Below are 2,140 nucleotides of genomic sequence, written 5' to 3' on the forward strand. Positions count from 1 at the left end.
CGGTGCGGGCATTGCCGGTCAGGCCGCCTGCGCCGCCGGCGCCGCCGTTGGCAGCACCGGTGTCGGCTGCGCCGCTGGTGGCGTTGCCGCTGCTGCCGTCGGCGCCTGCGCCGCCCATGGCGCCGTTGGCGCCGCGGGCGTTGCCGCTTGCGCCGCCGTCGCCGCCGCGTGCGTCGCCGCCGGTGGCATCGCCGCCGCGTGCGCCATAACCGCCTGCGCCGTTGGCGTTGCCGCTGTTGATGGCGCTGTTGCCGATGTTGCGGATTTCATTGCCGGTCACGGTGCCGGTCAGGTTGCTGGTGGCGGTAGCGCTCGAGTTGTTGAACGAGCTGGCCACGCTCGAGGTCGAGGTGCCGTTGTTGTTGGCAGCGGCCGCGCCGATTGCGGCGGCGCTCGCGTTGCCGGTGCTGCGATTCTGGCCCGAGGAGTTGCGGTTATCAGAGTTGTTGCTCTGGTCAGTGGTTTGGGTTTGGGTATTGCCGCCTTGGACGTCGCCGGCAGTATTGCCGTCTTGTGCTTGAGCCATGCCGAATGCCAGTGCGATCGCGGTCGCCAGAATAGTGCGCTTCATCTGATACTCCCCTTTGTGTGTCACTGAAAAGTTGAAATGCCCGGCGTTCAATGTCACCGGTCCATCTCACTCTTAGCAGTTTGCGTGCCAGCGAACCTCCGTTCTGCAAGTCTTTGTTTAATTTGAGGATTTTTATGCTAAGCAAGCTTGTAGGACTAGATTGATGGGGAAGTTCAACAACTTCGACGAAGCTTGTCGCAGATCTGTGACACTTGTAACGCAATGGTCACGAGACTGTATCAGGCTGTAACAGCCGCGCCCGGCAATCCATGAGCGAACGCTACTTTGATTGCTTCGGATATGTAGGAAAAAAGGAGGGCGATCCGCCATCGCGGCGAACTGGATTGGCCAATGCAAGGGCTGCTGGAGAAGTGTCGCAGGCTTGTCGCGCTGCGACAGCTGGAGGGTGGACGCGCCCGGCTATTGCAGCCGGAGGTTGATGACGGTGGCGTTCTGGATGAGCACGTTGGAGCCGCTGTTCTGGATCACCATGGGCAAGCCTTGCGCATTGCTGAAGGAGCCGCTGTCGATGACGTTATTGCCGCTGACGGTATTGACCGCGGTATTGTTGCCCACCGTACCGCCCAGTACCGCTTCGGTGTGGATGGTGTCGTCCTTGCCGCTGGTGCGTTCCAGGCTGTCGGCGGCAAGGGCCTCGCCCCAGGTGCCGTCGATGGCGGGCGCCACCTTCACGTCGTACAGGAAGCCGAGCTTGACGGGCAGCTTGTCCGGATCGGCGGCCTGGACCGCCAGAGGTAGCGCGGCAAGCGCCGCCAGCACGAATCGGTTCACGGGTCTCATGACATTCTCCTGTTCTTATAATAAAAACGCCGCGCGGCCGGTGCCGCGCGGCGTTCACTGCCCGACTTACTGGGTCGTGCCGGCGCTGCTGCCGACGTTCATGTTCGACTGAACGTTGACGCTTTGCTGCACCAGCGACGAGAAGCCGCCGTTCTGGCTGATCACCGAGACACCGGCCGCCGCTTGCGAGACGGTATCCATGGTGTTCGACATGTTGAAGGCGCCGGTGCTCACTTCCTGGCTGCCGGCGTTGCCGCCGGTACCCGCGGCACCTGCTCCGCCGGTGGCTGCGCCGCCGGTGTTGGTGCCGCCTGCGCCGCCTGCGCCCGAGGTGTTGCTGCCGCCCATGCCGCCGGCAGCGCCGTCACCGCCGGTTGCGCCACCCGAGGTAGCCGTACCGCTGGTCGATTCGCCGCCGGTGGCTTCGCCGCCTGCCGCGCCTGCGCCGCCGGTGTTGGAAGCGGCACCGCTGGCACCGCCCGCGCCACCTGCACCGCCTGCTGCACCGGCACCGCCTGCGCCGCCCGCTGCGCCGGAACCGCCTGCGCCACCTGCGGCGCCAGCCCCTCCAGCACCGCCTTCGGCACCGGCGCCGCCTGCGCCGCCTGCCGCACCGGCACCGCCGGTCGAGGTGCCGGCTGCGCCGGCGCCTGCGGTCGAGGTGCCGGCTGCGCCGGCGCCTGCGGTGGCGCTGCCTTCAGCGCCTGCACCGCCTGCTGCGCCCGCACCGCCGGTGCCTTCCGCACCTGCGGCGCCGGTACCGGCAGC

Annotated in this window: 1 protein-coding gene and 2 pseudogenes; all 3 read right to left on the reverse strand. The window is 66.8% G+C overall.

What is annotated here, in order from left to right; all coding sequences use genetic code 11:
• Positions 1-571, reverse strand: a pseudogene (locus AC56LK_RS25205) (hypothetical protein); the annotation flags it as partial.
• A gap of 420 nt (positions 572-991) precedes the next feature.
• Entirely contained in the window at positions 992-1,372 is a 381-nt protein-coding gene (locus AC56LK_RS25210) for a hypothetical protein (RefSeq protein WP_497187180.1), read from the reverse strand.
• 66 nt (positions 1,373-1,438) lie between these two features.
• Positions 1,439-2,140: pseudogene (locus AC56LK_RS25215) on the reverse strand (hypothetical protein); the annotation flags it as partial.

This window comes from Telluria sp. ZB4P36, from assembly GCF_059685865.1.

Coding starts and splice junctions, on each gene's coding strand:
- AC56LK_RS25210 (WP_497187180.1), bottom strand. CDS start 1,372: ATGAGACCCGTGAACCGATTCGTGCTGGCGGCGCTTGCCGCGCTACCT.